This is a genomic window from Rudanella paleaurantiibacter, from assembly GCF_009184635.1.
GTDB classification, from domain to species: domain Bacteria; phylum Bacteroidota; class Bacteroidia; order Cytophagales; family Spirosomataceae; genus Rudanella; species Rudanella paleaurantiibacter.
In genome coordinates this window covers 188,585-215,077 of record NZ_WELI01000010.1, presented here as the reverse complement: position 1 = coordinate 215,077, position 26,493 = coordinate 188,585, and the positions used below count along the sequence as shown (strand labels likewise).

Genomic DNA, 26,493 nt, shown 5'->3' with positions numbered 1-26,493 from the left:
CCGGATCGCCGGGCCGCACTCTTTCAGGCTACTCGCCCCGCTCTTTCGCTCTTTAATTCCGGCCTTCGTCGGAACAGGAAAAGCTTTTCGCGGGGGGTAAGCCGCGGGTTTATCGAGAGGCTGATGTAGAAAATGAGGAGTTGGTAAAACAGGATACCGTAGTTGGTTTCGCCGAAAATGCCGAACTCCGTAAACGAGTTGATCATGATCGGAATAAGCACCCCCACGCAAATGAGGCTCTTTTCGCGTTCGGCCACCTGCATGAAGCCACGGATGGTGAACACCAGTTGAAACACCACAATGGCGAAGCCCACAAAGCCCAGATTCATCAGCACCTGTATGAAGGTGTTGTGCGTCATTTTAGCCGCGTAGGTAAAAATGTGTTCGCCCTGGAAATAATCGGTGTTGGCAATCCGCATGAAGCCGAACCCGAAAAACGGGGCTTTGGGCAGTCCCTCGGTAAGTAGCGCCTGCCAGAACGGTAACCGGCCAGTCATGCTCATCACCTCATCGAGGCCACCGCCATGCTCTTTGATCAGGAGTGTGTTTACCGCCACCGGAATGGCCAGCAACGCCCCGGCGTACATGAGGATCTTGAGCCGGGTGTTGGACGACTGGCGGATATGAAAAAACGCAATGAGCAGACAGCCGATTGTGGACGAACGGGAGCCCGTCAGGACAATAGCCCACAGCAGCAAACCGATTTTTACGGCCGTCCAGACGACCCGGTGTTTGCGGTAAAAATTGAAAATAAAACACGACACCCCCACGGCACAAAGCATCCCCAACTCATTGGGATTCATGATGAAACCACCCAGTCGGGCCTCTTCGCCCCCGTGCGTAAGCCGGTAAAACGTGTCGGGATCGACGTACATACCCACCAGAAAAATGGCAATCATCATCATGACCGCGTTGCCAATAACGTGGTACATCTTGACGGCACTCCCGGCAAAAAAATAGTCGATCAGGATAAAGCAGGCGATGAAATAGTAGCAAAACACCAGCGCTTCGAAATCCATAAACCACTGCAAACCCGAGTACCCCGGATCGGTAGACCACAGAATGGAGATAAATCCCAGCAACAGGTACGCCCCATAGAGCAAGGGCGACAGGCTGTGCTGCCAGCCAAACGAAGCAATAGCCCCCCGCCCGATTATAGACCGGTACAGGTACCAGATGGAACCCGTCATGGCAATCCGGCTGATAACCTTGATCACCCGCGTAATGGCGATGTTGTTGCTCCAGGTAAAGAATCCACCCAGCTTCACAAACAGGATGATTGTCAGCCAGAAGCTTACCATCCGCAAAAACCGGGTATGATCGGGCGCAAGGGAGGGCATGGGGGTTTATAGTTTTGGGTTGCTGGTTTTTGGTTCGAGGTTTGACGTGGGGGATGGCCTCGCCCATTCACTCATTTACGCATTCGCTCATTACTTTCTCGTAGAGCTGGTTCAATCGGTCGAGTTGGCGGGGCCAGTTAAACTCTTCCTGCACCATTCGGCGGGCGTTTTGCCCGAGGGGCCGAAGTCCGTCGATCAGCCATTGGGCATACAACCGATTCAGTCCGTCGGTCACTTCGGGGGGCGTCCCTTCTCCGGCCACCCAACCGGCCTCGTAGGTTCGTATTTCATTGGCGAGGTTGGTAGCTTCGGAGACAAGGCACGGGATTCCGAGCGAAGCGGCTTCGAGCACCGACACCGGCAGCCCCTCGTAGCGTGACGCATGAACAAACACGCTGCATCCGTAGAGAAGCTCAAACTTGTCGGAGCCATATTGCCCACCCCAGAATTTCACCGAGTCACCCAGGTCCAGCCGATTGGCCAGATCTTCGAGGGGTTGCCGGTCGGGGCCGTCGCCAATGAGCCACAGCCGGGCCGAGGGCACCGTTTTGGCAAACTCCGCAAACCCTTCAATCAGCCGGTCGATGCCTTTGTGGTCAATATCGAGCCGACCACAGAACCCCACCGTAAACGTGCCGGTATCGTGGGTGATCCGCTCAGGCATGGCGTTGTATCCGTAGGGCACCATGACCGATTTCTGGTTCGGGTACAGGCGTTGCAGTCCATCTACTTCGCTTTGCCCCAGCATATGCACAGCCCCGGCTCCGGCCAGCAATCGGCTCTCGAACAGGCGGAAATACAGCTTCTTCTGAAAGAAATTGCGCTGGAGCGCGTGCCAGTTGTAGTTCCCGTGGGGGGTAATCAGGTACGGAATATGATGCTGTTGCAGAAACCGCGCGGCCGCATAAAACCGGGGTACAAACCCACCGTGCAGCTGCACAATCACCTCACCCCGGCGGGCCAGCATGGCCTCTTTCCACGATTGACCCACCCGAAACGGGTTCGGGCTCGCTTCAAACAGTCGGGTTTTGTAGACTCGCTCCGGGTAGTTGTGCACCATATGCGCCGTAAACCCCCAAACCTCCACAGCCATCCCGGCCTGTTGCTGTTGGGTAGCCAGCTCATGCACCACTTTGTTGACCCCGTTCATTCGGGCCGGATTGGCTTTGCCGAGAATAAGGTGAATGATTTCCATGTGAATAATCCAGAATGATGTAACACCAGCAGCCAGTACCCGATAAGCACCGCCTGCGTCAGAAAAAGGCCCGCCAGAACGCCCTTCAGGCCATGCTCGCGAATCAGCCAGGATGCAGAAGCCAGGTTGAGAGCCGTGGCCAGCGCATACCCGATAAAGTAATGTTTGGCCAGCTGCCGCACCCGGAGCAGTATCCGAATCGGGTAGCCCAATACCACCAGCACGTACACTAACGCCAACCCGTACACGACGTACGCAAACGGTTGGTAGTCGGCACCGCCTGCCAGCACCAGCAGGGGCTCAGCTCCGAGCACCAGCCCCACCAGCACGGGCACCATAGCCAGCCCACTTTTGCGGAGTATAGCCCCCAGATACCCGACCAACTGGGCGGGTTGGTGAGCCAGTTGGGCCGCCCGTGGAGCCACGTAACTTTCGAGCGCCTGCAACCCCACGTTGAGCAGGCCAAACACGTACTGCGCCAGCCGAAGGGCACCCAGGGCCGCAGCGCCCAGCCACCAGCCGCCCGCTACAAGGAGAAAGTTACCAGCCAGCCATTGCGTCAGGGCCGAGAGCAACATCCAGCCACCCTGTTGCCGGTGTTCCTGCCCGACCCGAGCCAGATCGGCGGAGTGCGGGCGGGCCGGCCGGAGCCACCAGATACCCAGCCCTACCGAGGGCAGAAACGTGAGCCCCACCAGCCAGAGCGCCACCGACAACGACAGGCCGCCCTGCACCCGAAACCAGACCAGCCCGGCCAGTTGGCCCGCGTTGGTGAGGGCATCGAGCCAGAGTGCCTGCCCCGCCCGTTGCTGTGCCAGCAGGGTTTTTCGGACGAAATCCTGCAACAGATACAAGCCCGTAGCCACCACAGCCGCCCCCAGTTCCGCCGGACCAAAGCCCGGCAGACCGCCCGACCACAGCCCATTAGCCAGGCCCGCCAGCGCCAGCAGGCCTACCAGCCAGCCCAGTTGTGCGTACAATAGCCCGTCGGTGTAGGGCTTTTTGTCGGCCTCGGGCAGGCTTGGCCACACCACCTGATAGAGGCCGCTGCCAGCCGCCTGTTGGAGCGAAAGCAGAAACAACTGCGCCAGCACTACGGCTGAGTAACGCCCGTAAGCCACCGGGCCGAGCGCCTGCGCCAGCAACAGGTTGGTAGCAAACGCCGACCCACTGACCACCACCTGATCGGTCAGGACCAGTCCTTTTTCGGACGTAAAAAGCGGTATCAGACGGCGGACTATCATGCGGGCAACGATTTGGGTTCGGTAGCCGGGAGCATGGGCCGACTACGCCGAACGATTCCTTCGAGTAGTTCGCGGAGAAGCGACGGCATGTAGCCCGCCCGGTTGAGCACAAATTGCAGATTGGGCAACCGGAGCGAATCGCGCAGCAAATCGGCCTCACTAATGCGGTCCTGCCGCGTGCGTCGGCTGTCAAGCAGCATCAGGTTCAGCGTAGCCGACGCCATCAGCATGGCCCCGGCCGACTCGTGGGCGATGGCCGCATTTTTGACCAGCACCACGTCGAACCGGCTCCGCCAATCGGCCAGCATGGGGTGCCAGCCAATCGGCCGCTGCCAGTCCTGCCCGGTTTTAGGCAGGTTCACGTATTCCAGAGCCGACCAACCGCTCAGTTCGGGCAGGGTACCGTCGGCATCGACGACCAACACGGTTTTACCGAGGTTCACCAGGGCGCGGGCCAGCCCCTTGGTAATGGTGCGTTTGCCTTCGAGCGGATCGAACGACGACACCACCACTACCGAGCCGGGCTGTAACCATTCCCGTATGTCCATGTGCAGGGACCACTGCCGAAACAACAGCTCCGACTGCCCCCGTTTGGTCAGGCGAGGCACCGAAGCCACCACGGGCGTATCGGAATTTTTCTGAATCACCGTCTCCGAATCGACCCGGGCTTTAAGAAAATGGACCCCGTAAATCACGATCACCGCGCTCAGCAGGCTCAGAAAACCAGCCAGCACCTTAATCAATGTTGGGTTGGGCGATACGGGCGTGCGGGGCACTTTGCCTTCCGTAATAACCCGGTGAAACGAGATCGTAGCCGCCCGGGCAATGTCGGCCTCAGTCCGTTTTTGGTGCAGAAACCGGTAAATCTGCTCGTCGAGGCTGAAGTTGCGCTCCAGCACGGTCATTGTCTTTTCTTTGGTAGGCAAGCCCACAAAAGCAGCTTCGGCCTCTTCGATGGTTCGGTTTAGATCACGGTATTTGATCTGCTGATTCACGAGCGTATTGTTGATGCTCTCGCGCATGTAATCGGCCAGGTCCTGAATCTGGGTATCCACCAACCGCACCTTTTCATGGTCGGGGGTGTAACGCACCAGCAGATCGCGCCGATCGCCCTGCAACTGCTTCATTTTCTTCACGATCTCGGTTGAGAGCAGATCGGTGAAAGCCTCGAAGTTGGGGGCTGTTTTCAGAAAATCAGGGTTACGCCGAAGCGACTTATTGAGGCTGTCGATGGCCAGAACATTCATGTGGACGCTCGACAGTTGTTTTTTCAGATCAGCAATTTTCCGAAGGTCTGTTTCGGTTTCCTGCCGGATGTTGATGATGTTTTTGGCATTGCGATAGTCTTCAATGGCCCGCTCACTCGCCGTGAGCCGGTCACGGTAGTGGGTCAGCTCTCTATTCAGGAAACCAGAGGTGGTGTCGGCCGCCCGGAACCGATCCTCTACCCCATCGGCAATGTAAGCCGCAGCAATGCCATTGACCACATCGGCCGCTTTCTGGGGCACCGAGCTTTTGTAGCTGATCCGTAACACCGGAATATCCTTGTCCATGGCCATCACGTCGAGGTCAGCCATCACCGACTCCACCACGCTTTCGGGGGTTCGGACCATAAACTCGTACCGGTCGTTCAGCACCAGATTGGGGCGGGCTGCCAGCACGGCCTCATTCCGACCGATGTACAGCGTGCCGCCCTCGATATGCACCACCCGGTTGAGTTCGCAGGGCACCGTTTTCCCGTTGGGCAGGGTAATTGTGAGCAACGAATCGCGGTACACGGTCAGGCCAAACGGCAGATTGTACAGGGCCGGATCGGTGAAACCCGCCGAAATCCGCACCGGCGACTGACCGTACAGGTCGGCTTTACGCAGGTTGCCCACCCGCCGGATAGTCACACTCAGATCGAGCGGGGCCAATGCCTTTCGGAGCAACACGTTCGATTTCAGCAGCTCGACTTCGGCCAGAATCTTATTGGTACTCACAAACACATCAAAATCCTTGTACAGGTTGGCGCTTGGGGTTCCTTCGCTTACGTCGGCCAGCTTTATCTTCGCCATGCTCTCGTACATAGGCGTTGCGTAGCCGAGGTACCGATTGGCGGCAAAGAGGCTCAGCCCCATGCCCACCACAATCAGCGGCAGGCCCCGCACAAACGGCCTCAACAATCCCAGCGTTTTGGACAGCTCAGACATGCTACTCGTTTACGTGAATGGATACTGAATAATGCACAATGGGACAATGGAAAATGAACAATGAGTAATGGGCAATGAATAGCGAATTAATTCACTGATTATCAACCACCTAATTATCCATTCTACATTATACATTTCATTTTGACTGGATACTTAGAAAAACGTTTTGAACAACACTGCGAGGGTGGTGATGGCGCTTGCAATGGGCAGCACGCCCGGCCCGGCCCGCTTGTCCCAGAGCTTGCTCTTACGCGCTGGTACGTAGATCACGTCGCCGGGCAGAATGGCAATGTTTCTCGCTTCGTAATTGTCCATCCGGGTCAGGTCGACCACGATGGTGTGCGGCTGTTTGTCAATCGTCCGAATGACTTTCACCGCCTGCCGGTCGGCGTACATATCGAAGTCGCCCGCCCGACCCACCATCTCCACCAGGGTGTTAGCTTCTTTTTCGAGCAGAAACTTACCGGGGCTACGTAACTCACCCAGCACCGTCACCTCGCGGTTAAGCACCCGCACGTCGACAATCGGGTCGACAATCCATTTGCGGAACTCGGTCAGGAGCCGTTCACGGGCTTCGAGCAAGGTCAGCCCGGCCACACGTACCCGGCCAATTTTGGGCACGGCCACATCGCCGTTAGCATCCACCATCACCCACTTACCGTACACCTCGTTGGCGCTGTAAATGCTGTACAACGAGCCCACGCTGAGGTCGTCGTGGTTCCAGATGCTGATGCTCACCTTATCGTCGGGCCGGATTCGGTACTGCACCTTATCGAGTCCGAAAAAGGTTGAATCAACGGGCGCGGCATTGGCCGACGAATCGGCCTGAAACAGGTTGTGATGGGTAGCGCAGCCCGAGAGCCAGATCAGGCCCACGAACAGGAGTAAGCGACCCACTCCGTGCACAAGCCAACTCATACGCGTCCGAACAGATTTTTGAGTTTACGCCAGCGGTTGTGCGGAGCCTGCTCCAACAGTGCAATCACGTGTTGAATTTTTTTCAGAACCCCTTCAATTTTGGGGAGCGTATTTTCCCCTTTGATGATGTAGTCGAAGGCACCATACTTGAGCGCATCAACGGCCACCTGCAGGTCGTCCTGCCCCGAGATAATAACCGGGTAAATGTCGGGGTTGAACCGCTTGATTTTCCGGAGAACTTCGAGGCCGTCGAGGGGTTCCATCCGGTAATCCAGGAAGATGATATCGGGCTGATCGGTCAGGTGATTGAGGCATTCCTGCCCGTCGCTGAACAAGGTAATCTGGCTGTAGCCCAGGCTCCGAATCTGCTGTTCGTACAAGCTCTGACAGAACGGATCGTCATCAACGATGAAAATGGACAAGGTGTAGTTATGGGGCATATCACGGAATCGTTTGGCCTCCCTTTAGTCCAATTCTGTGCCATCAGGTCAATTCCTTGAAAAACAATGCCTTACCCCATTTTAATCTCCTATATTTTCTACCGGGTGGAATCCATGTCTACGATCTGGAACGTTAGTTCCTGTTCTTCCACCCGCACCGAAGCGTCCCGGTAGTAAACAAAAACCCCTGTCCGAACACGTCGGACAGGGGTTTCGAAAGGGTGTTTCAGAACGGGCCTGAACTTACTTTTTCGCCTTGCCGGGGCCAATGCGGCTTTCGAGCATTTTGATAAAATACCCACCTACCACCGAGCGGGCCTGAAAGCCCACTTGCTTGGCGTTGGTGGTCTCGTGCCAGTCGGTGAGGGGAACGCGGCTTGGGGTCTCGTTAGCAAACTTCCAGATTGGTGTAATCAGGGCCTGAAAGTCGCGCTCAGAATCAGCCATTGTCGCCGTCCACATAATCCAGTCTGATTTGGTGTAGGTTTTCCGGCTGTCGAGGGGCAGGCCGTAGGGTTGCTGGTTTTTGAGGTAGAACGCAATCTCTTTTTGTGCCACCTCTTTCGGGAACACATTCAGCCCGAGCAGCTTATCCCACACGATGTTGTATTTCTGGCTCCAGCTACCCGCCGTTTTGTCAAACGTCAGGGCGTAGCGGTCGCCGAGGTCGTCCATCTGCATCCATTTGCGGGCCAGTTCGCGGGCCAGCGTCAGGTGCTCATCGGCCGTTTTTTGGTCGCCCAGCGCCTGTGCCATCTGCCCATAACAGGCAATACCCATAATAGCCTTGGCCGAGAGGTTGGCATTGCGGGCGAGGTGGCCGGCAAAATCGTCGGTACAGAGCTGATTGGCCGGATCGAAACCGTCGCGTTTCAGAAACCCAACCCATTTGGTCAGCGTGGGCCAGTGTTGGCGGGCAAAGTCGGGCTTGCCGTCCATCTGCACGGCGGCCGCCGTCAGAATCACCATGTTACCGGCTTCTTCCACGGGCATATCTTCGCCGTAGGTTTGCCCGTTAGCCAGCGGGTAGGTGCCTACATCGTGGGCCGGGAAGTCTTTTTTCCAACGACCCGACTCGCTGTACTCGAATATAAACCGGAGCAACCCTTTAGCCAACTCGTTGTTGTACACCAAAAAGAGCGGGGCCGAAGGGTACGTCACGTCGACGGTGCCGATGGAACCGTTGGAAAAATTCTCTTTGGAGAAAAACAGGACTTCGCCGGTTGGGCTTGCCACAATTTTATGGGCTGCAATAGCCTGCCGGTAAGCCAGCACGCACAGATCGGCGTACTCTTTACCGCCCGCTTTCTGGGCGTCGGCCCGGAGTTTGGCGTCGAAGGCGGTGCTTTTCTGCCGCAATTGGTTGTATTCTTTACCGGCCGTCTGCAGCAGCTCGTTCATGGTCGTTTTACCATCCCGACGCCACCAGGGCCGCAGGTTCTCGCCGAAGTACTGTACCGAGTACAGGTCATCGTAAGCGAGCATCAGGTATTTTTGCACCGGCTTAGCCCCTACCGAACCCATCGGCAGATTAACGGCCAGGGCCAGTTCGGCGGCAGCTCCTTTTTTGCCACCCAGCGCACCGGCGGGCAGTTTACCGCTCTCGGCAAACGCCTGTTTCAGGCTCTCCAGCGAGCCCGTAGCCAGTTGCATACCGGCTCCATTAGGCACGGCGAGGTACGCGTAGCCCCAGTCGATACGCACGTTATCGCCTTTCTTTTTCAGTACGGGCTGATCCTGCGTGCCTACCTTGAGCCAACGCAAATTACCCGACTGCCCCGCATCCGTAACCACACCCTGTCCGGCGGTGTTAGTGGCTACCGCGCCCGATTCGCCAAAGAACACTTCCACTTTGTGGGCTTTTCCGTCGCGGGCGCGGGCGTTGAACGTCACATACGTAACCGGACGGGCAACCACCTCCAGATCCTCCAGCAACAGGGGCGACAGGAAATTAACTTTCAGATCGACGGGCCCCGCCGTAAACGTGTATTCGGTTTGCGTGGCCGTGACCTTTACGTCGGTTTGGGTGGCTTTAGTGAGTGTCGGTACCTCGGCCGGGCTCACCAGGCCCACGTCAATAATGGCCCCGCCAACCGGACTCACGCAGTGCGCAGCCAGCACATTACGACCGGGTTTGAGGGCTTTCTGCCCCTCGGCCGAGAGCGGCAGGTATATGTGGTCGCCCGCGCAGCATTTTTTCTGGAGAATCTGCACGCCGTTCAGGTACACCTCCACGTCGTCGTCGTGGCTGATGGCCAGCAGGAGCTTCGAGGGGTCAGTTTTACCGTCGTACGTAAACTCGCGCCGAACGTGAATCCCGTTTTTGTCGGACCGGCTACTGTTCCAGACCGTGCGGGCATCGGGCGTATTCCCAAACGGGCCGGGACCTGTTTTCCAGCCCTCAGCTTTATAATCAAGTTGCTGCCAGCCCGGCTGCGGTTGCTCAAAGGTGTATTGCGCCATGTAGGGCTTTGCCTCGCCGGTAGGCAGCAGAGCGTTGTACACGGTTGGCGCAGCCCCGAGAAACCCATACGCTTTACCATCGACACGTACCACGCCTTCGAGCGACTGTGGTTTGCCGGTCCAGTGGCGGGTAGGGCTATCGTTGAGGTTATCGGTATTGCTCCAGAGGCTAAAGTAAGGGTCGTGCGTAACCAGCGGGTACGAAGGGGGCCGGAGCGTTTGCGCTGAGGCCGGGCCAACCGTCAGGGCCGAGGCCAGCAGGATAAGTTGAAGAGATAGTTTGGTCATTCGTGTACAGTTAGCAGCCGACGAGTCGCCAGCCGTTTCATAAAGACACAAAGCGGGGGAGTGTCTACTAATTGGGGGCAGAAATTTCGTTCAGTAGCTCATCTGAGTCAGAAACTTCCAGACGCGCCACCGTTTACCTTTGCGTTCCGAACTCTCCTTTTCGACACAGTATGCCACGCACTTTGCTCTTTTTGGGGGCTTTCCTCCTCGGCTCTTCCTTAACGTCGGCTCAGATAGGCCCTACGGGTGGCCGCGATACCTCGTTCACGGTACGTAAATCGTTTATTCAGGAGAAAAAAAAGCAGCCGAACATCACCCTTGCCGACTCGACGCTGCCACTGGGCGTACGCGTGACCCGTAACCTCCCGTACAGCACCCCGACGCCCGGCCGCTCCCTCCTGCTCGACGTTTACGCGCCCCCGCAGAGCCGCACCCGCCAGCACCCGGCCGTACTGATGATTCATGGGGGTGGATGGCGCTCCGGCGACCGCTCGCACAACAACACGATGGCGGGGCGGCTCGCCGAGTGGGGCTTTGTGGCTATTCCGGTCGAATACCGCCTGTCGACGGAAGCGCTGTACCCGGCGTCGGTGCATGATGTAAAAGCGGCTATTCGCTGGATGCGGGCCAACGCCAAACGGTACCAGATCGACCCGAACCGGATAGCGGTGCTGGGGTTTTCATCGGGTGGGCAACTGGCAGCGCTGATAGGCAGCACCAACGACAAACCCCTTTTTGAAGGTATGGGTGGGCATCCGAACCAATCGAGCCGGGTGCAGGCCGTTGTTGATATTGACGGGATTCTGGCGTTTATTCATCTCGAGTCGGGCGAGGGCAATGATACCCGGTCGACCTCGGCGGCTACGTACTGGTTTGGGTACTCTAAAACTGAAAAACCAGAGCTCTGGAACGAGGCTTCGGCCCTGCATCAGGCCGGCCTAACTACCCCGCCCATGTTGTTTCTGAATAGCTCCGTGGAGCGCATGCACGCCGGTCGGGATGATCTGATGAAAAAGCTAAACGGATTCGGCGTTTACACCGAAGTACACACCTTTGCCGACGCTCCGCACACGTTCCTCTTTTTCGAGCCGTGGTTTACCCCGACGCTCAACTACATCACCGGGTTTCTGAATCAGACCCTGAAAAAGTAGTGCTGGGGTTTTAGTTTTTGGCTCCCCTGATGGTCTGCTCTCAGTATCGCATGATCCGCGAAAATGGGCTTAATCCGCGCCGTTCGCGGGCTGATTTGTTTGGATTTAAATGGCACGCGAATGACACAGATCAAGCAGATTGACGCTGATAGTTTCGATGGTCAATCCGTGAAAATCAACCAAATCTGCGTCATTCGCGTGCTAATTTCCTGGATTAGCTCATCAATATAAATAGCACGCGGATGACGCGGATTGGCCGGATAGACGCCGATAGTTTTTGATTAACAATCCGTGAAAATCAACCAAATCTGCGTCATTCGCGTACCAATTCATTTAAATAATTGCACGCGGATGACGCGGATTGGCCAAATTGACGCTGATAGTTTTGATGGTTAATCCGTGAAAATCGCCCTAATCCGCGTCATTCGCGTACCAATTCATTTAAATAATTGCACGCGGATGACGCGGATTGGCCAAATTGACGCTGATAGTTTTGATGGTTAATCCGTGAAAATCGCCCTAATCCGCGTCATTCGCGTACCAATTCATTTCATTCGTCGCCCTCCCTAAAACCGATCCAGTCGGAACGGGGTCAGATCCATACTTTCAGGCCGGTTAGCTACAGTTTCGGCGACCAACAAACCGGTAGCAGGCCCCAGACTCAGGCCCATCATGCCGTGGCCGGTGGCCAGCGTAACGTTATCGAACCGACCCGCCCGACCAATGTACGGCAGACCATCGGGTGAACAGGGCCGCAGGCCCCGCCATACGGCATCCACGGCGGGCATCTGCACGGGCAGTTCGGGATAGTACTGATTGATGGACTCGGCAATGCCCCGCACACGGTTCAGGTTCACGGTCAGGTCGGTACCGGCCACTTCGAGCGTACCCGCAAATCGGAGGTCACTCCCCATCGGCGTGGCCGTGGCGCGGGCTTCGAGCATGATGGCTGGCACACGCACATTGGGTGTGAGACCGCGTAACATAAAGCTGTACCCTTTGCCCCCCTGCAACGATAGATTTACCCCCAGCCGGGCGGCAATCTCCGGCGACCAGGCTCCGCCCGCCACCACTACTTCATCAACTGCCACCTCATTTCCAGCCGTTTGCACCGCCGTAACCCGGTTACCATTCGTACCGAAACCCGTTACGGCCGTACCCGTTACGAACCCGACGCCCTGCCCACGCAGGTAATCGAGCAGAGTCCGCACCAACGCGCCGGGGTTCAGGTGCGCATCGCCGGGGTAGTACACCGCCCCGCGCACGTCTACACGTACATCGGGCTCCAGGTCCTGCACCTGTGTACCATTGAGCACCTGTGCTTCGATACCGGCCCGGTTGGCCACCTCAGCTTCTTCGGCCATTTCGTGCTCGGCCGATGCCGTTTTGTAAAGCATAAACAAACCCCGCTCCTGCCAGCCAAAATCGGCCAGCGGACTCGAGGGGCCAGCCAGTTCGATATAGAGTTTCTTGCTCAACAGGCTCAGGTCGCGCAGGGCCGGAATGGCCCGCTCAACATGCCGGGCGTTGGCATGGCGGTAAAACAACCAGCCCCACCGCAGCAGGTCGGCACTCAGGCGGGGCCGCACATAAAACGGGCTTGTCGACCGGAGCATCCAGCGCATTCCTTTTGCGATCATGCCCGGTTGAGCCAGCGGGATAATGTGGCTCGGGACAATCATGCCCGCGTTGCCAAACGAACACCCGTCGGTAATGGGGTTCTGATCGAAAACCGTAACGCGGTAACCCGCCCGGTGCAGGTAGTACGCCGAGCTAAGCCCGACAATCCCCCCGCCAATGATACCTACGTGTGTCATACTACCTGAAAGCCAAATCGATACGGATCGTTTTCGTCCAGAATAAGGTGATTGTAGCCGTGAATAATGGCCCACCCTTCAATGCTTGGCACAATAGCGGGCTTACCGGCCAGAGTAGTTTCGGCCTCTATGCGTCCGTTGAAAATAGACCCGATAATGCTTTCGTGCACGAAGGTTTCGCCCGGTTTAAGCCGCCCCTGTGCGTACCATTGCGCCATGCGCGCCGAGGTGCCGGTGCCACAGGGCGAACGGTCGATGGCTTTGTCGCCGTAAAAAACGGCGTTGCGGGCCGTGGAGGTTTCCTGAAGAGGTGTGCCCGTCCAGAGCACATGGCTCAGCCCGTTGATGGTCGGGTTTTCGGGATGCACAAACGTGTGCTCGGCGTTGATCCGCTGCCGCATGGCCCGTGCCCAGTCGACGAGCTGACTCGCGTTGAAATGCTCCAGACCGGGGAAATTGGGTTGTGGATCGACAATAGCGTAGAAATTGCCGCCATAGGCCACATCGACCACCAGCTCGCCCAGGTCGGGGCACTGAACCGTGATATTTTCGGCGGCCAGGTACGACTTGATGTTCGTGATCTTCACCGACTTCACCTTTTTCCCTTCCTGAACGTACTCGGCCCGGACCAGCCCGGCTGGTACTTCGAGGTGGAGCACACCGGGCGTTTTCGGTACAATCAGGCCCTGCTCAATGGCAACAGTTACAGTACCAATGGTGCCATGTCCGCACATAGGCAGGCAACCCGACGTCTCAATAAACAGCACCCCGGCATCGTTGGTGGGGTCGGTGGGTGGGTACAAAATACTGCCCGACATCATGTCGTGCCCACGCGGCTCAAACATGAGCGACTGCCGAATCCAGTCATATTCCCGCAGGAAATGCTGCCGTTTTTCGCTCATGGAATTACCCACCAGATGCGGAATACTACCGCCCGTAACCACCCGCACGGGGTTACCGCAGGTGTGCGCGTCGATGCAAAAAAAATGGTAATCTGGCATTGCTAATGCAGTATGAAGTGATTAAGGGTTTAGGAGTTAATGAACAATGAACAATGAACAATGAACAATGAACAATGAACAATGAACAATGAACAATTTATAATTCATAAACTGATAATCAGCACCATTATTCATTATGCATTGTACATTATTCATTATGCACTATCCATTCACTTAGTCTCCCTTATTGAGCAACAGCGAGGCTTGGACGTACGGCCAGCTGCTTTTGGATGATATTCCAGACCCGCTCGCGCTCTTCGCCTTCGAGCACCAGGCGGGGAGCCCGCACGTACTCCGAACCGATCTCAGTAGCTGTAGCGGCCAGCTTGATGTACTGCACCAGTTTGGGCAGAATATCCAGTTCGAGCAGGGGCATAAACCAGCCGTAGAGCGCGCGGGCCGCTTCGAGCTGACCGGCTTTCATCATATCATACAGGGCCACGGTTTCGGCGGGGAACGCATCCACCAGGCCAGCCACCCAGCCGTCGGCACCTACCGCAAGGGCTTCCAGAGCGAGGGTATCCACCCCGTTCAGAATCTTGAACCGGTCGCCAAAGGCATTGCGCATCCTGACGATGTTCGTCACGTCGCGGGTCGACTCTTTCACAGCCTGAATGTTGGGTAGCTCGGCCAGTTGCTCAAACATGGCAATGGTGGTCATGATCTTGTAATCGACCGGATTGTTGTAAATCATCACCGGCAGCGATGTCGACTCGGCTACGGTACGGAAAAAGGTGACCGTCTCGCGCGAATCGGCAAAGTAGCGCATGGGGGGCAACAGCATGAGTCCATGAGCACCGGCGGCCTCGGCCTCGCGGGCACAGGCTACGGCTTCGCGGGTTGCCTGCTCCACCACATTCATGATCACGGGCACCCGGCCGGCGCTCACATCAAGGCCACACTCCAGCAAGTCGAGTTTTTCGGGGCGGGTAAGCGTGCTGGCTTCACCGAGCGAACCACCGATAATCAGGCCATGTACACCCGCGTCGATCTGAGCGTGCAGGTTCTTTTCAAAAAGGGCCAGGTCCAGCCGATCGTCGGCGGTGAAAGGGGTCAGAAGGGCGGGGTACACACCTTCCCATTGTACAGGCATTGGCATAGTCAGTTCGGGGTTATATGGTACGTGTTTTGAGTTCGCCGTTAAGCAGTCGAAAGTATAGCCTCAAATTTCGGCCGGTTTCGGTCCGTACCCTTGCACCTTCTTTGGCCGGTTCTAATACAATTTTCACCAGTATTACCCGACTATCGCCCCATCTCCTTATTTTTAGTACCATGAAGCCTTTACTTTTCCGGGTTCCTTCGGTTGATACCCGCTCGTTTCGGGTACAAGTCGACCGGGGGCCGTACTTTTACGACCGACTGCACTTTCACCCTGAATACCAGCTTACCCTCATTCGGGAAGGCACCGGAACGCAGGTGGTTGGCGACCGAATCGATCAGTTTCGGCCGTTCGACATCTTGTTGCTGGGTACCAACCTCCCCCACGTTTTTCGGAACGATCCGGCTTATTTTGAGCCCGGTTCACCCTTACAGTCGCTATCCTATTCGGTGTACCTGCGTTTCGACCCAGCGCAGGGTCCCCTGTTTGGCCTGCCCGAACTCGACCACCTGACCACGCTCTTCACCGAGTCGCGCCACGGTATTCGGCTACGGGTGGGGCAAGCCAGCCCCCTCACCGAAAAACTGGAGCAACTGCATACGCTCCGGCCATTTGAGCAACTGACCCAACTCCTCGACGTGCTTGACCAGTTGACCACCCACCCCGGCCGTGAAATGCTCTCGGCCGTAGCCTACGAGAAGCCCCGACGACCCGACGACCATCAGCGGCTCGACCGGGTGTTTGCCTATATCATGCGGCACTACGCCCAACCCATCACGCTCGACGATGTGGCGGCCGAAGCGAACCTGACTCCGGGGGCTTTCTGCCGATTTTTCCGGCTGCATACCCGCAAAACATACTCGCAGCTTCTCAATGAGGTGCGGGTTGAGCACGCGTGCCGGTTGCTTCAGGAAACCCCACAACCCGTGAGTCAGATTGCCCTCGCCTGTGGGTATCCGAACCTGTCGCATTTTAACCGGCAGTTTCGGCAGATTACCGGCATGACCCCAAGCCGGTACCTGCGTACCCTCCACGACCACCCACAAATTGATGAGTAGCCCCTCAGCCACTCGTTGCCATCCGTGTAAATGTCATTTGGCAAATGTTCCAAATGGGCTTTTTTTGTGTAGCAAAACAAGGGAGCGGACCTACACTCTTTGCCGAACCGGTGCACCGGGGCGCGGCCCGCACTCATTCACTCTTTCACTCTTTATTTCTCCTGATGCGCGTTGCTTCTTTTTTGCATCCACGGGTAACTACCGCTCTGCTGTTAGGTCTGGTGAGTACACCGTTTTTATCGCTCGGACAGGGCCGGGGAACCGGTGGTGGACGATGGTCGGCCGACGGACGCACCCTGCTGGCCGTGGATAACGGCGGTATTGTTCGCACCGATGTGGTCACCGGCCAATCGACCGTGCTGGTACCTACTGCCCAGCTTAAACGCCCCGACGTTCGGACGGGCGACACCCCGGCCCCTTTGCCCGTTGCTGATTTTGAGTTCAGCCGCGACTCCAGCAAGGTGCTCCTGTTTACCAACACCGCCCGGGTTTGGCGGTACAACTCCCGCGGTGACTACTACCTGCTCGACCGGGCCTCGGGTACGGTTCGGCGCGTGGGAGCCGGTCAGCCGGGGCAATCGCTGCTGTACGCCAAACTATCGCCCGACGGCAGCCGGGTAGCCTACGTGAGCCGTAACAATATCTACGTGGAAGATGCCGCCAACCCCGGCAAAGCCACCGCCCTCACTACCGACGGCACTCGCAAACGCATCAACGGCACCTTCGACTGGGTGTACGAAGAGGAATTTGGATGCCGCGACGGGTTTCGGTGGAGCCCCGACAGCAAGCAGATTGCGTACTGGCAGGTGGACGCGACTAACATCCGCGACTATCTGATGATTAACACCACCGACTCGGTGTACTCGCGGGTGATTCCGGTCGAGTACCCCAAAGTAGGTGAAGCCCCCTCGCCCACCCGAATCGGCGTGGTGAGCGCGTCGGGCGGGGCCACGACCTGGCTCCAAATTCCCGGCGACCCGCAACAGCACTACCTCACCCGCATGGAATGGGTACCTACGGGCAACACACTGATTATTCAGCAGCTCAACCGCAAGCAAAACAGCAGTATCCTGTTTCTGGGCCAACCTACTGGTTCGGTAACGCCTATTCACCGCGAAACCGATGCGGCCTGGATCGACGCCAAAGCCCGCTGGAACGGGGGCGACCCAAGCGGCTGGGAATGGCTCGACGGCGGTAAGTCGTTTTTATGGGTTTCGGAGAAAGACGGCTGGCGGCACCTCTACCGCATCACCACCAACGGCAAAACCGAGACGCTGCTCACACCGGGGCAGTACGATATGGCCAAAATTAACCGCATCGACGAAGCGGGTGGTTATGTGTATTTCACGGCCTCGCCCGAAAACCCCATTCAGCGGTATCTGTTTCGGGTGCGGCTCGATGGTAAAGGCAAACTCGAACGGCTGACACCCGCCGGGCAGGTTGGCACGCACGATTACAATGTCTCGCCCAACGGCCGCTACGCCCTGCACTCGTTCAACAGTCACCAACAGACACCCGTGCGCGAGTGGGTACAACTGCCCGATCATAAAGTAGTCCGGCCACTGGGTGGCAGCGTGGGCACCCGGCCCGGTCGGGATGTGCGTTTCTTTACGGTCACGACGGCCGATGGCGTGACACTCGACGGCTGGATGGTACGCCCTGCCAATTTCGACAGCACGAAGAAATACCCCGTGGTGTTTCATGTGTACGGCGAACCCGCGAGCGTGACTACCAACGACGTGTTCTCGGCGGGCAGCAACAACCTGTTTGCCGGCGATATGGCCAAGGCTGGGTATTGTTATGTGGCCCTCGACAACCGGGGCACGCCCAACCTCAAAGGGGCAGCCTGGCGCAAAAGCATCTACCGGCAAATCGGGCGGCTCAACATCCGCGATCAGGCTATGGGCGCGCGGAAGCTGTTTGAGCAACATAACTGGCTCGATACCAGCCGCGTGGCCGTTTGGGGCTGGAGCGGGGGCGGCTCTACCACCTTGCACCTGTTGTTTCAATATCCCGAAATATACAAGACTGGTATAGCCATTGCGGCCGTTGCCAACCAGTTGTTTTACGACAATATTTACCAGGAACGCTACATGGGTCTGCCGCAGGAAAACCGCGAGGATTTTGTGGCCGGGTCGCCCATTACCTACGCCAAAAACCTGCGCGGCAACCTGCTCTATATTCACGGCACAGGCGACGATAACGTGCACTACGACAATGCCGAGGTGTTGGTCAACGAGTTGGTGAAGCACAACAAGCAGTTTCAGTTTATGGCCTACCCCAACCGAACCCACGGTATTTCGGAGGGCGAAGGCACCACCGAACACCTGCGCACGCTGTACACCAAATTCCTGACCGAACACTGCCCTCCAGGACCACGATAAGCGGGGTTTAGCTACCCCATATATAAACCCATCTACTGAATGCAGAACAGACTAAAAACGCTTTGGCTCGGAAGCCTGCTGTTGCTGGCCACCACCGGCCTGGCACAACGGTATGAGTTTACCCGCGCCGATACGCTCCGGGGCTCTATCACGCCCGAACGGGCCTGGTGGGACCTCGCCTATTACCACCTGCAGGTTCGGGTGCAACCTACCGACAGTACCCTCAGCGGAAGCACCACCATTCGCTACCGGGTTCTGAAACCCGCCCAAACGATGCAGATTGACCTGCAACGGCCCTTACGCATCGAAAAAGTTGAGCAGGACGGCCGCACGCTGACGTTTCGGCAGGATGGCGACGCGTATTTCGTGACGCTCCAGAAACCGCAGCAAACCGGCCGCACCGAATCCATTACGGTCTTTTACGCCGGAAAGCCCAAAGTAGCCAAGCGCCCCCCCTGGGATGGTGGCATGGTTTGGGCCCGCGATGAAACCGGCAAACGGTTTATCGCAACGGCGTGTCAGGGTCTGGGCGCAAGTGCCTGGTGGCCCTGCAAAGACCATATGTACGATGAGCCCGACTCGATGCGCATCAGCGTGACCGCCCCCGAAGGTCTCACCGATATTTCGAACGGGCGGCTCCGGCAGGTAACCCCCAATGCCGACGGCACCCGCACCTTCGACTGGCACGTGGTGAACCCCATCAACAATTACGGGGTGAATCTGAACATTGGCGACTATGTGCAGTGGGCCGACACCCTTCGGGGCGAAAAAGGGGTGCTCGACCTCTCGTTTTACGCCCTGCGCCATCACGAAGACATGGCCCGCAAACAATTTGCGCAAGCCAAACCCATGCTGCGGGCCTTTGAGCACTGGTTTGGCCCCTACCCGTTTTACGAAGACGGCTACAAACTGGTCGAGACGCCGTATCTGGGTATGGAGCACCAAAGCTCGGTCACGTATGGCAACGGTTTTCAGAACGGGTATCGCGGCCGCGACCTCTCAGGCACCGGCTGGGGGTTACTCTGGGACTTTATCATCATTCACGAGTCGGGCCACGAGTGGTACGCCAACAACATCACGTACAAAGATGTGGCCGATATGTGGGTGCACGAAAGCTTCACGAACTACTCCGAAAACCTGTACATCGAGTACCTCTACGGCAAAGATGCCGGTGCCGCCTACGTGATTGGATGCCGCAACCTGATTCGCAACGACAAACCCATTGTGGGCGTGTACAACGTAAACCAGTCGGGTTCGGGCGATATGTACTACAAAGGGGGAAATATGCTGCACACGATTCGGCAGCTTGTGGGCAACGACGAAAAATGGCGGCAAATTCTGCGGGGTATGAACAAGACGTTCTACCATCAGACCGTAGCGGGTCGTCAGATTGAAGCGTACATGAGTAAGCAGGCCGGGCGCGACCTGAGCAAGGTATTCGACCAGTACCTGCGCGACACCCGCTTACCTACCCTCCAATACCGCCGGACGAAAAGTGGTTTTGAATATCGCTGGGCCAATTGTGTGGAGGGATTCAACATGCCGTTGGAGGTGTGTCTGGGCGAGTCGGGGCCGCAACAGTTGCTCAGCCCCACTACGCGCTGGCAGAAACTGACAACCAAAGCCACTACCCTCACCGCCGACGCCGACTATTACGTGCTGGTGACAGTAGTAACCAAATAGGACAAGTTTATTTTTTGACCGCCCGGCGGCCCGGAGGATTACAGGATGTACAGGATTTTCTTCAATAAAAAGAATCCTGTACATCCTGTAATCCTGTCGAAAAAAGCTTTCATCGAGCTTATCACAAAGAACTTGTCCTGCACTCGGTCGCAAAGACCAGAGCTACCCTTGTGCATTTTATCCAGTGCTGAGAATTACGGATACGATACCCCGCATTCACATTCAGGCTCAAAACCGGGCGCGGCTATCATAACCCAGTCCCAACCCCACACTCGACAGTTTGTTCTGATCGGCAAGTTCGGCTTTGGGAAACAACTGCCGAAACAACGCCTGTACCGACCTGACTTCGGTAGAGCCACCCGTCAGAATAACCAGCTCAATGGCTTCGGGGCCTACGCCAGCGGCTTGCAGACACGCCCGCGCCGAGGTCTCAATGGCCCGTACATCGTCGGCAATAGCTTCTTCAAACAGAGTCCGTGCAACCGGAATCCCAAACCCTTCCTGAATAAAATCGAACTGTGTATCGTAGAGGTCTACGTCCGAAAGGGCAATTTTGGCCTCTTCGGCCCCGGCCAGCAGCATATGCCCCGTTTCGCGGACAAGCACATCGAGCAGCCGACCGTACCGCGTTTTATCGTGCGACTCGTGCAGGAGTTGCCGGGTCTGCATGATTAGCTTGGGCGTGTAGAGGAAGTTGACCTTACTCCACTCCGCCAGGTCGTGAAAAGGCTTAAGCGGCACTTCCAGATTCTTGGAGCCGTAGGTGGTTCGGTAGCCTATTTCGGGCATGATGGCCGCCAGACTTAGGGCTTTATCAAAATCATTTCCCCCGATACGAACTCCGGTATTAGCCAGAATATCCGACGCCCGGTCAGGCTTGTTCACGTACCGGCTCGACAAGCGGATGACGGTAAAATCGGACGTACCACCGCCCAAATCGGCAACAATAGCCAGCTTTTCGCCCGAAATACTAGCCTCGTGGGCAAACGCGGCCGCAATGGGCTCAAACTGAAACTCGATGTGCTTGAACCCCAGCCGCCCGGCAATGGTCCGAAGTTCGGCCTGCGCCTGCTCGTCGGCCTGCGGGTCATTATCGACAAAATGGACCGGTCGGCCCATTACCACATTGTCAATCGTGGCCCCGGCCTGAGCCTCTGCTCCGTCTTTCAGATGCTTCAGAAAGGCCGTGATGATGCCCCCGAAATTCATGGCCGCCCCGTTTACGAGCGTCCCCTGTTTCATGAGTGAGGTACCCAACACCCGTTTCAAACTCCGCATAAACCGCCCCGGCTCCCGGTCGAAAAACCGCCGAACGGCCACCCGACCGTACAACGCCTTGTTGTTTGCCTGTTGAAAAAAGATGGCACTCGGCATGGTAACGTGGTCCTGCTCAATCGGCACCAGCCGAATCTCGCCGTTCAGATCAATGGCAATGGTGGAGTTCGACGTACCAAAGTCGATGCCGCAGGAAAGGGGTTTCATTTGCTTCACGTGTTAGGCCCGTTTCTGGGCAAAAAGGCCGCAAAAGTACCACTTTTTACCCAAAACTGTTTGTTATACGGCTCTTTTGTCGATGGTTAGAGGACCTCTCCCTCCTTTTTACAACATTGTTGCAGAAAGTTTTTGCAACAATGTTGCGGCTGCTGTAGTTTTGTGGGTACGAATGATGAACCAGTATCTAATCAGTAACCGGGCCAACGCCTATCTGCGTCCACTCATCAGCCTGTTGAGTCTGGCGTGGTTCCTGTTGCCACTCGGGGTTCAGGCCCAACTGACCCCAGCCTGCACGGGTAGTTTATCCGGTCAGATTCTGACGAGCGCGCCAGCAAGTGCGGGTCTGCCCGGCGCCACTATTTATATCCGCGAGCTGCAACGCGGCACCCTTACCGATACCGAAGGTCGGTTTCGGCTCGACAATCTGTGCCCCGGCCAATACACCGTCGAATACCGGTTTCTGGGCTTTACTTCAGTTACTGAATCAGTACGGGTGCCGGTGGATTCAGTTCGGCAGATAACCCTGAGCAACGACGCCCGCAACCTGCCCGGCGTCGACGTGACGGAGCACCGGTCAGAAGCCAAACAGATTCTACAGACACAAAGCGAACTGGCCGGTATAGCCCTCGACCAAAGCCGGGGTCTTACCCTCGGAGAGAGCCTGAAAGCCATTGCCGGGTTATATTCCATTCAGAGCGGGCCCGCCATTTCTAAGCCCGTTATTCACGGTCTGTATAGCAACCGGATTCTGGTGTTGAACAATGGGATTCGGCAGGAAGACCAGCAATGGGGCAGCGAACACGCTCCGCAGGTAGACCAATTTGTGGCCTCGCGGCTGACGGTGATTAAAGGGGCAGCGAGCATCCGGTACGGTTCCGATGCCATTGGTGGCGTTATTCTGGTTGAACCGAAAGCGATGCCCTCTGCACCGGGCATTCACGGCGAGGCCAACCTGGTAGGGGCTACCAATGGACGTATGGGCGCGGTATCGGGCTTTTTGGAGGGCGCATTCGACCGCAAACTGACCGGACTTAGCTGGCGGGCGCAAGGGACTCTGAAACGGGCCGGCAATGCCCGCGCACCGGGTTATTTTCTCGAAAACACCGGTTTTCAGGAACGCAACTTCTCGGCCGACCTCCACTACGACCGTAAGCACTGGGGGGCCGAAGTGTACTACAGCCAGTTTAACAACCAGATTGGGATGTTCAGGGGGGCGCAGGTCGGCAGCCTGAGCGACCTGTACGCGGCCATTGCCCGCCCGGAACCGCTCGTACAACCGGGCTTCACGTACACCATCGACCGCCCGTTTCAGGACGTTCAGCATCAGTTGCTCAAAGGCCGGGCCTATTACCGCTCCGAATCGTTTGGCGAACTGACCCTGACCGTAGCCAGTCAGCAGAACACACGGGAGGAGTACGACCGCTTGTCGTTCAGCCGGGTAACCACGCCCGAGTTGTACCTGAAACTGAATACCCAAACCGCCGACCTCATTTGGGAACATCCCGTAAAGCGTACCCCATCGGGTGGGGTGTGGTCGGGGAGTGTGGGCGTCAATGCGCTCACACAGGGCAACGTTCGGCGGTATCTGTTTCTGATTCCGAATTTCAGGGCCAACGGCCTGGGTGGGTTCATCATCGAACGATACGCCTATAACCGCTGGATTTTTGAAGGGGGCCTCCGCTACGATGTACGCACCCTGCGGGCCTTTTTCCTCAACGAAACAGACGATCAGGTCTTTAGCCGCTCGCACCGCTGGGATAACGCCAACGGCTCATTCGGGGTCTCGTATGAGCTGCGCCCCAACCTGACCCTGACCACCAACCTGAGCACGGCCTGGCGGGCTCCTAACGCCAGCGATCTGTACGCGAATGGCCTGCACCAAAGCTCAGTGGCTTACGAACGGGGCAACCCCAACCTCAAAGCCGAGCAGGCTTACAACGGAAACCTGGCCCTCGCCTACACCGGAGAGCGGTTGTCATTTGATATTGGCATCTTCAATAACCTCATAAACAACTACATCTATCTCAAGCCCGATTCGGTACCGACCATTCGGCAACGGGGGGCCTTCCCGGCCTACAGCTACGATCAGGTGCGGGCCTTGTTTCGCGGCATCGATGCCACCATCAGCTATAAACTAAGCCAGCCACTCACGTTTACCTCGAAAACCTCGTTGCTGTGGGCCTACAACCAAACCGCCCGCGACTACCTGGTGCTGGTTCCTCCGCAACGGTCCGAAAACAGTATCCGGTACGAGTTTACCGACCAGGGGCGGGTATCGGGTCTGTACGTACAGGCAAGCCTGCTCGCCGTTGCCCGGCAACACCGGGTACCAACGGTGTCGAGCGAGATGCGCGAGGGGACACTTATTTTCCGGGGCGACTTTGCCCCTCCGCCACCGGGTTATGTGCTGCTCGGCGCCGAAGCCGGCCTGACCCTGCGACTAGGTAACCAACCGGTACAAGTGATTCTGACCGGCGCAAATCTGGCCAATACAGTCTACCGCGATTACCTCAATCGGTTCCGGTACTTCGCCGACGAACCAGGGCGTAACCTCAGCCTAAAACTCAAAGTAGCAATCTAAAACTCTTAACCGATTTGCTCCCACTCGCCCACGTTGGCGGGGTTCGGAGTACTATGTTCAATTGCAAACTGTTTCACCTAAAAACAATCTACCTTCATGTTTACAAAGCGCTTATTTCTCCCCCTCCTTGCCGTAGCTCTGCTGACAGGTGCCTGCAACCGTGACGAAGAAAATGTAGCCCCCGACGAAGACAACGAGCGCATCACCACCGTGACCCTGCGGCTCACCAACAAAGCCAATGCCGGGGAAACAGTAACAGCCGTACTGGATGGACTCGCAGCCGATGGTAGCCAGCCGGGCACCTTAGCCGCCAGCCTGATTCTGAAACCGAATGCAGCCTACTCAATGCGAATTGAACTAGCCGACAAGAGCAAAACGCCAGCCGCTGATATCACCGCCTACATCAAAGACGAAGCCAACGAGCACCTGCTGGTGTACCGTCCATCGGCGGGCCTGAATATGACTGTAACGCCCAACGACCGGGATACAAACCCGGCTCCCGGGCCGTTTCCGGTTGGTCTGACGGCCGACGTAACCACCGGTGCCGCCAGCTCAGGGAAACTCAATGTGGTATTACGCCACCAGCCCGGCACTAAAAACGGCACCGCTACCCCCGGCACCTCCGACCTCGACGTGAATTTCGACGTATCGATTCGGCAGTAGTGGGTTAGCGTTTATGGTTTTGGCGGACGCCTGTTTGTTTACCAGATTGTGCTACTATGTGTCTTTGATTTAGGCACGACAACATAGACCCTGACAAACAGAAGGCACAATGGCGATGTCTGTGTCAGACTGTTAAGCCACCCCCTCCTGATTTCAGGAGGGGGCAGGGGGTGGTTAAAACTCAGCCCCCCTTCGGCTCTGCCCGAAATTATATTTTACCTAAAAAAGTGAATAAAGCCCTTTGCGTCATTTAGACGTAAAGGGCTTTTATTATTTTTGGCCAAATGAGCCACGGGTGAAACCTCCATCTGTAACCACCTTGCCGCTTTACAACCTGATTCTTAGCTGATTCATATTCCTATGAAAACTCCCCCCTTCCGCGCCGACCATGTCGGCAGCCTGTTGCGTACCCCGGCCGTCAAAGAAAACCGTCAGAAATGGAAACAAGGCGAAATTCCGGCCGACGAGTTGCGGGCCATTGAAGACGAAGCCATTGCCGAGACCGTTCAGCGGCTCGAAGCCACCGGGATGCGGTCAATTACCGACGGAGAATTCCGACGGGACTATTTTCACCTCGACTTTTTGAAAGAACTGTCGGGCGTGAGTGTCACGGGGGGTATCGAGGCTAATCCGCAGGCCAAAGTGGCCGAAGATGGGTTTAAACCACCCGTACTGAGCGTGACGGGTAAACTCCGGCACGTGAAAGACATTCAGGTGGCCGATTTTAACTACCTCAAGTCGGTCACGACGCAAACGCCCAAAGTGTCGATTCCGTCGCCCACGATGATTCACTTCCGGGGTGGCCGCAAATCCATCGATATTCAGTCGTACCCCGACATGGACGAGTTTTTTGCCGATTTGGCGGCCGCCTACCGGCAGGAAATTGACCACCTGTACGCGGCCGGTTTGCGGTACCTACAACTCGACGACACGAACCTGGCTTACCTCTGCGACCCCAAAATGCGGGCGGCCGCCGTGGAGCGGGGCGAAGACCCCAACGAGCTTCCCCGAACCTACGCGGCTCTGATCAACTCGGTGATTGATAACCGACCCGACGACCTTACCGTGGGCATTCACCTCTGCCGGGGCAACTACCGTAGTACCTGGTTTGCCGAGGGTGGATATGAGCCCGTGGCCGAGGTGCTGTTCAACACGATTAACGTCGACGCGTATTTTCTGGAGTATGACGACGAACGCTCCGGCGATTTTGCCCCGTTGCGGTTTGTGCCCAACCACAAATCTGTCGTACTCGGTATTGTTTCGTCGAAAGTACGGGCGCTGGAAGACATGGACGACCTGTGCCGCCGAATCGACGAAGCGGCTGCCTACATGCCACTCGATAACCTGTGCATCAGCCCGCAGTGCGGTTTTTCATCGACCCACCACGGCAACGACCTGACATCCGACGATCAGTGGCGCAAACTTGAGCTGGTGGTCGATACGGCCCGAAAGGTATGGGGAACCGCCTAACGCCTTTAGCTA

18 protein-coding genes are annotated in these 26,493 nt (G+C 56.9%); 7 read left to right on the top strand and 11 right to left on the bottom strand.

Going from position 1 to position 26,493, the window contains the following annotated elements; translation table 11 throughout:
• Positions 1 to 23 precede the first annotated feature (23 nt).
• From F5984_RS21600 to F5984_RS21570, 7 genes are all read right to left on the bottom strand, one after another.
• Positions 24 to 1,340, bottom strand: coding sequence for an O-antigen ligase family protein (locus F5984_RS21600; protein ID WP_152126294.1), 1,317 nt, complete (start codon positions 1,338 to 1,340; stop codon positions 24 to 26).
• A gap of 67 nt (positions 1,341 to 1,407) precedes the next feature.
• Entirely contained in the window at positions 1,408 to 2,535 is a 1,128-nt protein-coding gene (locus F5984_RS21595) for a glycosyltransferase family 4 protein (RefSeq protein WP_152126293.1), read from the bottom strand.
• Positions 2,487 to 3,779, bottom strand: coding sequence for a lipopolysaccharide biosynthesis protein (locus F5984_RS21590; protein WP_152126292.1), 1,293 nt, complete (start codon positions 3,777 to 3,779; stop codon positions 2,487 to 2,489). Before F5984_RS21590 ends, F5984_RS21595 begins: the two co-directional genes overlap by 49 nt.
• Positions 3,776 to 5,971: an exopolysaccharide transport family protein gene (locus F5984_RS21585; protein ID WP_152126291.1), complete on the bottom strand. Its 2,196-nt coding sequence runs from the start codon at positions 5,969 to 5,971 to the stop codon at positions 3,776 to 3,778. The genes F5984_RS21590 and F5984_RS21585 overlap by 4 nt, the downstream gene beginning before the upstream one ends.
• A 153-nt stretch (positions 5,972 to 6,124) precedes the next feature.
• Positions 6,125 to 6,889, bottom strand: a complete 765-nt coding sequence (locus F5984_RS21580; RefSeq protein ID WP_152126290.1) for a polysaccharide biosynthesis/export family protein — start codon at positions 6,887 to 6,889, stop codon at positions 6,125 to 6,127.
• On the bottom strand, positions 6,886 to 7,329 hold the full coding sequence (locus tag F5984_RS21575; protein WP_152126289.1) for a response regulator: 444 nt from the start codon (positions 7,327 to 7,329) through the stop codon (positions 6,886 to 6,888). Before F5984_RS21575 ends, F5984_RS21580 begins: the two co-directional genes overlap by 4 nt.
• A gap of 243 nt (positions 7,330 to 7,572) precedes the next feature.
• Positions 7,573 to 10,080, bottom strand: a complete 2,508-nt coding sequence (locus tag F5984_RS21570) for a glutaminase family protein (protein WP_152126288.1) — start codon at positions 10,078 to 10,080, stop codon at positions 7,573 to 7,575.
• 170 nt (positions 10,081 to 10,250) lie between these two features.
• Here F5984_RS21570 and F5984_RS21565 point away from each other — a divergent pair, with 170 nt between their 5' ends.
• The gene (locus F5984_RS21565; protein ID WP_152126287.1) at positions 10,251 to 11,231 is read left to right on the top strand and encodes an alpha/beta hydrolase; all 981 of its coding nucleotides are present in this window, start codon (positions 10,251 to 10,253) and stop codon (positions 11,229 to 11,231) included.
• 566 nt (positions 11,232 to 11,797) lie between these two features.
• On the opposite strand, the gene F5984_RS21560 is transcribed toward F5984_RS21565, so the two are convergent.
• The 3 genes from F5984_RS21560 to F5984_RS21550 all read right to left on the bottom strand — a co-directional run bounded on the left by F5984_RS21560 (position 11,798) and on the right by F5984_RS21550 (position 15,148).
• A complete protein-coding gene (locus F5984_RS21560; RefSeq protein WP_152126286.1) occupies positions 11,798 to 13,048 on the bottom strand; it encodes an NAD(P)/FAD-dependent oxidoreductase in 1,251 nt (416 codons plus the stop codon).
• A complete protein-coding gene (locus F5984_RS21555) occupies positions 13,045 to 14,049 on the bottom strand; it encodes a 4-hydroxyproline epimerase (RefSeq protein ID WP_152126285.1) in 1,005 nt (334 codons plus the stop codon). Before F5984_RS21555 ends, F5984_RS21560 begins: the two co-directional genes overlap by 4 nt.
• A 184-nt stretch (positions 14,050 to 14,233) precedes the next feature.
• A complete protein-coding gene (locus F5984_RS21550; RefSeq protein WP_152126284.1) occupies positions 14,234 to 15,148 on the bottom strand; it encodes a dihydrodipicolinate synthase family protein in 915 nt (304 codons plus the stop codon).
• A 173-nt stretch (positions 15,149 to 15,321) separates the two neighbouring features.
• On the opposite strand from F5984_RS21550, the gene F5984_RS21545 reads away from it, so the two are divergent.
• The 3 genes from F5984_RS21545 to F5984_RS21535 all read left to right on the top strand — a co-directional run bounded on the left by F5984_RS21545 (position 15,322) and on the right by F5984_RS21535 (position 20,273).
• Positions 15,322 to 16,206, top strand: coding sequence for an AraC family transcriptional regulator (locus F5984_RS21545; RefSeq protein WP_152126283.1), 885 nt, complete (start codon positions 15,322 to 15,324; stop codon positions 16,204 to 16,206).
• 164 nt (positions 16,207 to 16,370) lie between these two features.
• A complete protein-coding gene (locus F5984_RS21540) occupies positions 16,371 to 18,590 on the top strand; it encodes a S9 family peptidase (protein ID WP_152126282.1) in 2,220 nt (739 codons plus the stop codon).
• Between the two features lie 39 nt (positions 18,591 to 18,629).
• A complete protein-coding gene (locus F5984_RS21535; RefSeq protein WP_152126281.1) occupies positions 18,630 to 20,273 on the top strand; it encodes a M1 family metallopeptidase in 1,644 nt (547 codons plus the stop codon).
• Between the two features lie 228 nt (positions 20,274 to 20,501).
• Here F5984_RS21535 and F5984_RS21530 read toward each other — a convergent pair whose 3' ends face one another.
• Positions 20,502 to 21,755, bottom strand: coding sequence for an Hsp70 family protein (locus tag F5984_RS21530; RefSeq protein ID WP_152126280.1), 1,254 nt, complete (start codon positions 21,753 to 21,755; stop codon positions 20,502 to 20,504).
• A 184-nt stretch (positions 21,756 to 21,939) separates the two neighbouring features.
• Here F5984_RS21530 and F5984_RS21525 point away from each other — a divergent pair, with 184 nt between their 5' ends.
• The 3 genes from F5984_RS21525 (at position 21,940) to F5984_RS21515 (ending at position 26,481) form a co-directional block, all read left to right on the top strand.
• Positions 21,940 to 24,348, top strand: a complete 2,409-nt coding sequence (locus tag F5984_RS21525) for a TonB-dependent receptor (RefSeq protein WP_246169233.1) — start codon at positions 21,940 to 21,942, stop codon at positions 24,346 to 24,348.
• A gap of 96 nt (positions 24,349 to 24,444) precedes the next feature.
• Positions 24,445 to 25,011 carry a hypothetical protein gene (locus tag F5984_RS21520; protein WP_152126278.1) on the top strand — a complete coding sequence of 189 codons (567 nt, stop codon included), beginning with the start codon at positions 24,445 to 24,447 and terminating at the stop codon, positions 25,009 to 25,011.
• Positions 25,012 to 25,371: 360 nt separating this feature from the next.
• Complete coding sequence (locus tag F5984_RS21515; protein WP_152126277.1) at positions 25,372 to 26,481, top strand: 5-methyltetrahydropteroyltriglutamate--homocysteine S-methyltransferase; 1,110 nt, start codon at positions 25,372 to 25,374, stop codon at positions 26,479 to 26,481.
• Positions 26,482 to 26,493: the final 12 nt, after the last annotated feature.